We start from the raw sequence: 6,000 nt of genomic DNA, 5'->3' as shown, positions 1-6,000 counted from the left end.
CCTGCTTAATACAAAAAAGCCAGATACTCAGGGTATCTGGCTTAGCAAAAACTATCAATCTATTTTAGGACGAGACAGCCGTGCTATCAGAGTCGTTTTCGCCATCATTCTTATTATTGTGTACTGTTACCTCTTCAGTATCATCATCCTTACTGCCTTTGGTGTTGATGCCAAAATGTGATAACAGCTTACCTGAAGTGCGCGTATCTTCACAGGCGATGATAGCGACTTGCTTTAAGACATCAATCGCATGCGGTGTCATGTCGCTCAGATTGCCAATCGGCGTGGCAACGATATATAGACAAGCTGGCATCGCGGTAGGGCTAGACATGAAAACCTCGGGTCATTAAGATAATAAATAAAGGGATATGGCGCACTGACTGATAAAACTGGCTAACAACATTCAACATTAAAGGCAAAACTGCCTTATCAAATAAAGTTTAAGCACAGCCTAAAAAACCACACCAGTATCTGCACGCGAAAGTGGTTAGTTTAGCATGATGTGCTATGATAATTCTGAAATGTTGAGCAGACTGATAGACGTCATGGCAAATGATAAACCTTTAATGCTAACCTCTCCAAAACAGCGCCAAGGTAGTTATTTTGAGCAGCAAGCGTGTGAGTTTTTGCAAGAGCGAGGGTTGATTTTGGTTGCGCAAAACTGGCAGCAGCCTAAAGTTGGCGAGCTTGATTTAGTGATGTTAGAAAAAGGACAAGCATGGTCTACACTGGTATTTGTGGAAGTACGGCAAAGACAGCAATCACATTTTGGTGATGCGGCACTCAGCGTCACAGCAGCCAAGCAACGTAAAATTATCAAAGCAGCGCGTCATTTTTTACAGCAAAATCCTCAATATCATAAATATGAATGCCGGTTTGATGTGATTGCTTATAATACAATGAATAAAAAAAATAAAAATGAAGCCAATATCATGTTAGACAATCAACCAAATCAACGGTTAAAAATTAATCAGCCTGAATGGCTGCAAGGCGCATTTATCGCGTCAGCTTGGTAATAAAACTTGTTCATGATTTATTTAAGCGTGGCTAATTTTATAATGTCAAAGCAAATTAAATGAAGTTGTCGTTACCAAAAGCCTAACTGTAAGCAGTAAAAATTCAGTAGAGTAGCGGCACTAAAATAATTTTATTAAATCAGGTTTTTGTCATATTTGTTAAAATTACAACCATTGACTGTTGCTATTATTTATTATGAATACTCATGTACTAAAGAGGTAAATCATGACACAGATGAATCTGCGCACTGCTATTTTTGGCTCACCGCGCCGTAACGCGATAGGCATCATATTAATGTCGAGCATTGTCACGACTGGCTGTACCACCAATTATTTGACCAATAGTACAGAAGGTACTTATGGCGTGCCCATGACTGAGCGCACTATTCCGCAGCGTCTGCTTGATCGTAGTATTGAGCATACCGTCAAGATTAACGTTTATGGTTTGCAGGAAAATTTGCAGCAAACCAGTCGCATGAGTATTGATAGCTTTAATAGTATTGTATTACTGACCGGTGAAGTGCCGACTGAAACAATTAAGGCAGAAGTCAGTAAAGTCGTAGGCTCTATGCCAGATGTTCGTCAAGTCTACAATGAGCTGACAGTTGGTGCTTCAAAAGGCTATAGCCAAACTGTCCATGACGGTTATATAACCTCAAAGCTGATGGCAAAAACAGCCGCTGCTGATGGGGTAAAAGCGTCACAAATTAGAGCAGTGACCAATAATGGCGTGGTTTATATCATGGGTCGTATGACACCGACGCAGCAAAGCCACCTGATTGATATTGCCAATAGCACGGTTGGTGTTACAGAATTGGTACTACTGACTACTGTCGTCGATGATCGAGGCGTAAAGCTAGGTAACGATGACATCATGTATGAGGCCAATGCTACAAATTCAGCTCATCCAACCAGAGTTGCAGTCGTGAATAACAGAGCAATACCTAATACCAGTGGTTCTGTCGCAGCGGATGCGACTATCAGTGCCACACCTATTATAGTGACTGAGGATGGCTCGCCAGTTACCGAGCCTTCATCCAGCCCTTACATTGACCTGTATCGAAACCCATAGATTGAAGTGAATTAGATGAGTGATTAATCTTGATAAGATATTGTTATCTAATGCTAGTTTTATCTTAAAGTAGCCCAAATATCACTCACAAGAACACTAAATACCCATAACAGTAGAAGCACGATAAATCCCCTGTTATTCCGTAAAATATGTACAGTCAAAAAATATTAATCGCAAATATAGTTAATGCAGTGTAGGTAAGATTATAAATCTACAACTGACTGACATATAACAGGAATACTGCTATGAAGGCTTTAAATAATGATGTACAGCGACCTAAGGTAGGAATGTCCAAACTAGTACGTGTAGGGGTTACTACTGCGTTGGCAGTGGGCAGTATTGCGCTAGCGACGCAGCAAGCACAAGCGTTATCAGCGCTTGCTATCGTTAATGGTATTACTTCAAATGGCGGCATTGGGGTTAGTAAAGATATCCTGTATGGTGACGAGCCATTACAAGATTTGGATATTTACTATCCAAAACCTTTAGCGCAGGCCATGAAAACGAATACCACCATCAAACAAGATTATCCGATGGTGGTATTCGTCCATGGCGGCTCTTGGGAGAGTGGTAGTAAGGAAGAATATGCTTTTGTCGGGCAGAGTTTGGCGCAAGCAGGTTATGTGACTGCAGTGATTAATTATCGTAAAGCCCCTGAGCATGTCTATCCTGATTATGTCGAAGATACGGCGCAAGCGATTGCGTGGAGCTACAAAAATGCCAAGCGTTTCCATGCCAATCCAGAGCGTTTTGCAGTCGTTGGTCATTCTGCCGGAGCGTTTAACGCTGTTGCTGCGGTCGCCAATGAGGATTTTTTAAAGCCTTATGGTATTAAGCCAAAAGATATCACTGCAGTGATTGGTATTGCAGGTCCTTATAGTTATGACTTTCGTAAATTTAGTAGCGTCACCGCTTTTGCTGCCGACGCGACACCTGATGAGGTAATGCCAGATCGTCAGATCAAAGGGCAGCAGCCGCCGTATTTATTATTGACTGCTGAAAAAGACAAAGTTGTTTATGCGACCAATACCATCAAAATGACACAGGCGTTAAAAGCGGCAGGTGTTACCGTGCAGACAAGTGAAATTGCCGGTGCCAGTCATGCCACCAGTATTGGCGCGATGGCACCACCTCTGCGCTGGGTCAATGATGTACGCGCACAAGTATTAAGTTATTTGGATAAAACCCTTAAATAAGGGTTGCAATTAATAATTCCGACATGGGTATTGATTCTATTTTAGGCTAATAATGGTTAAGCATCGTTGTGTAAGACAGTGCTGTAAGATGGTCAAACTCTTGTTATAATGTCGTCACTTTACCTCTATACCCTATCTAAAACCTTAAGGCAGAATATTCTATGAGCATGAACGCTGACGATTTGATTGCATTTTTACAAACGCATTTTCCAGATGCCTTTATTCAAGCTGCCAATCAAGGAACTAAGTTTGATGTGCGTGTGGTTGATGCCAGTTTTGAGGGCAAACGCGCTGTGCAGCGTCAGCAAGCCGTTTATGCTTTGGTCAATGATAAAATCGCCAGTGGTGATATTCATGCGCTCAATATTCAAGCGTTAACGCCTGCTGAATGGGATGTTCAATCGCAAGGCTAGAGTAGGTTAAAGCTTTTTATTTACGACTGGATTGTTTATCACGAGCAAGTATTTTTGCCGCTAATAACCGATTCGGTTTTTCATTATTTTTATACTTATCGTTAGGTTGTCACCTTTATGGATCAATTTTTAATCACTGGTAGTAGTCGTATCGCAGGGGAAGTCACCATTTCAGGCGCTAAAAATGCCGCGTTGCCGTTGCTTGCGGCTATGATATTGGCTGAAACGCCGACGACATTGCACAATGTGCCATCGCTACAAGATGTGCGCACTTTGATTGAGTTGATTGGTGGCATGGGTATCAAAATCCAAAAGCAGGGTGATACCGTCACTTGCGATACCAAGAGTATCGATAATTTTTATGCGCCTTATGATTTGGTTAAAACCATGCGCGCCTCAATCTTAGTACTGGGTCCATTGTTGGCACGTTTTGGTGAGGCAGAAGTATCCTTGCCGGGTGGTTGTGCGATTGGTTCGCGCCCCGTTGATCAGCATCTTAAAGCCTTTGAAGCAATGGGTGCTAGTATTACAGTGGAAAACGGCTATGTAATTGCGCAAGCCCCAAAGGGCGGTAAGCTGTTAGGTTGTAAGTTCTCATTTGACATGGTGACGGTAGGCGGTACTGAAAACGTCATCATGGCAGCAGCACTTGCTAAAGGCACGACTGTTTTGGGCAACTGTGCACTTGAGCCAGAAGTGGTTGATTTGGCTAATATGCTGGTCGCAATGGGTGCTAAAATCAGTGGTATTGGTACAGCAACCATGACGATTGAAGGCGTTGAGCGTTTGCATGGCTGTGAGTATTCAGTCGTGCCAGACCGTATCGAAACAGGCTCTTACCTTGCCGGTGCCTTGATGACACGCGGTGATGTATTGACTAAGAATACTTCTGCGCTACTATTAACACCTGTGCTAGAAAAGTTTGAAGACATGGGTGCAATTATCACTACGGGTGATGATTGGATTCGCGCACAAATGAAAGGTCGACCAAAAGCGGTCGATATTCGTACCCAGCCGCATCCAGGTTTTCCAACGGATATGCAGGCACAGGTGATGGCGATAGCTTGTTTGGCTGATGGCACCAGCACTTTTATCGAAAATATCTTTGAGAACCGTTATATGCACGTCCCTGAACTTAATCGTTTGGGTGCCTCTATCCAAGTAGACGGTCATACGGCTGTGGTAAAAGGGGTTGAATGCTTTACAGCCGCACCTGTGATGGCGACTGATTTGCGTGCTTCGATGTCATTGGTAATGGCAGCCGCAACAGCAGAAGGCGAGAGCTTAATTGACCGCATTTACCATATCGACCGGGGCTATGAGCACGTTGAAGACAAATTGCGTGCGCTTGGTGTCAATATCGAGCGTATTAATAGCAACGATTAATATAGCTTGCTAAAAGTTATAACGCTAGTATTAACACTGGCGTTATAATCAAAATAAATTTTAAGCCTAGTGTAATATTAAAAAATGCCCTTTGACGGCGACAACTTTCAGCACCATCAGCACACGGACCAGCGTCACTATGACTGAAGTAACCAACAGCTTACCAACCAGTGGTTTATTGAACGAAGTAAATGATGAGTTTTCAGGCTTAACACTGGCGTTATCCAAGGGTCGTATCTTAGAAGAGACGATGCCACTTTTGCGTGCCGCTGGCGTTGAATTATTGGAAGATCCTGAAGCCTCACGCAAGCTTATTTTTCCAACCTCAAATCCCAATGTCCGAGTATTAATTTTACGCGCAAGCGATGTGCCAACGTATGTTGAACACGGCGCAGCGGATTTTGGTGTGGCAGGTAAAGATGTGTTGCTTGAGCATGGCGCCAATCATGTTTATGAATTATTAGATCTAAAAATTGCTCAGTGTAAGCTCATGACCGCTGGCGTAAAGGATGCACCTTTGCCAAACCGTCGCCTACGTATTGCCACCAAATACGTGAATGTTGCCCGTGCTTATTTTGCAAGTCAAGGACAGCAAGTTGATGTGATCAAGCTGTACGGCTCGATGGAACTTGCGCCCTTGGTTGGTTTAGGTGATTTGATAGTCGACGTGGTTGATACGGGCAATACCTTACGTGCTAATGGACTCGAAGCGCGCGATCATATCTGTGATGTCTCTTCCCGTCTTATCGTCAACCAAGTCAGTTATAAGCGCAAGTTTTCATTGCTTGAGCCGATATTAGATAGTTTTAAAAACAGTATCAGCAGTACTTCATAAATCAGTACATGATAAAAGCGTATCGTAGATTGATAATATCAAGTATGGTTATACAAAATTCCAAACCAGTTTAGCGCTCTAA

General features: G+C 42.9%; 6 protein-coding genes and 1 pseudogene. 6 read left to right on the top strand and 1 reads right to left on the bottom strand.

The features are described 5' to 3' along the window. Positions 1 to 118: 118 nt before the first annotated feature. Positions 119 to 331: pseudogene (locus tag JMX89_RS09185) on the bottom strand (SAM-dependent methyltransferase); the annotation flags it as partial. Between the two features lie 166 nt (positions 332 to 497). Between JMX89_RS09185 and JMX89_RS09180 the strand changes: the two are divergent. The 6 genes from JMX89_RS09180 (at position 498) to hisG (ending at position 5,918) form a co-directional block, all read left to right on the top strand. Beyond that, positions 498 to 1,016, top strand: a complete 519-nt coding sequence (locus tag JMX89_RS09180; RefSeq protein ID WP_201531961.1) for a YraN family protein — start codon at positions 498 to 500, stop codon at positions 1,014 to 1,016. Positions 1,017 to 1,242: 226 nt separating this feature from the next. Continuing rightward, on the top strand, positions 1,243 to 2,088 hold the full coding sequence (locus JMX89_RS09175) for a BON domain-containing protein (protein ID WP_149409999.1): 846 nt from the start codon (positions 1,243 to 1,245) through the stop codon (positions 2,086 to 2,088). 245 nt (positions 2,089 to 2,333) lie between these two features. Continuing rightward, positions 2,334 to 3,284, top strand: a complete 951-nt coding sequence (locus JMX89_RS09170; protein WP_020444327.1) for an alpha/beta hydrolase — start codon at positions 2,334 to 2,336, stop codon at positions 3,282 to 3,284. A 161-nt stretch (positions 3,285 to 3,445) separates the two neighbouring features. Continuing rightward, entirely contained in the window at positions 3,446 to 3,697 is a 252-nt protein-coding gene (locus tag JMX89_RS09165) for a BolA family protein (protein WP_011514505.1), read from the top strand. A gap of 117 nt (positions 3,698 to 3,814) precedes the next feature. Then, positions 3,815 to 5,083, top strand: coding sequence for a UDP-N-acetylglucosamine 1-carboxyvinyltransferase (gene murA / locus JMX89_RS09160; protein WP_020444326.1), 1,269 nt, complete (start codon positions 3,815 to 3,817; stop codon positions 5,081 to 5,083). Positions 5,084 to 5,222: 139 nt separating this feature from the next. Then, the gene (gene hisG / locus JMX89_RS09155; RefSeq protein WP_201531960.1) at positions 5,223 to 5,918 is read left to right on the top strand and encodes an ATP phosphoribosyltransferase; all 696 of its coding nucleotides are present in this window, start codon (positions 5,223 to 5,225) and stop codon (positions 5,916 to 5,918) included. The last annotated feature ends 82 nt before the right edge of the window (positions 5,919 to 6,000 follow it).

It is taken from the genome of Psychrobacter sp. DD43, assembly GCF_904846555.1.
Classification (GTDB): Bacteria; Pseudomonadota; Gammaproteobacteria; order Pseudomonadales; family Moraxellaceae; genus Psychrobacter; species Psychrobacter cryohalolentis.
The sequence above is the reverse complement of the archived record's forward strand: the minus strand, read 5'-3'. Positions and strand labels throughout refer to the sequence as shown.

Coding starts and splice junctions, on each gene's coding strand:
- JMX89_RS09180 (WP_201531961.1), top strand. CDS start 498: ATGATGTGCTATGATAATTCTGAAATGTTGAGCAGACTGATAGACGTC.
- JMX89_RS09175 (WP_149409999.1), top strand. CDS start 1,243: ATGACACAGATGAATCTGCGCACTGCTATTTTTGGCTCACCGCGCCGT.
- JMX89_RS09170 (WP_020444327.1), top strand. CDS start 2,334: ATGAAGGCTTTAAATAATGATGTACAGCGACCTAAGGTAGGAATGTCC.
- JMX89_RS09165 (WP_011514505.1), top strand. CDS start 3,446: ATGAGCATGAACGCTGACGATTTGATTGCATTTTTACAAACGCATTTT.
- murA (WP_020444326.1), top strand. CDS start 3,815: ATGGATCAATTTTTAATCACTGGTAGTAGTCGTATCGCAGGGGAAGTC.
- hisG (WP_201531960.1), top strand. CDS start 5,223: ATGACTGAAGTAACCAACAGCTTACCAACCAGTGGTTTATTGAACGAA.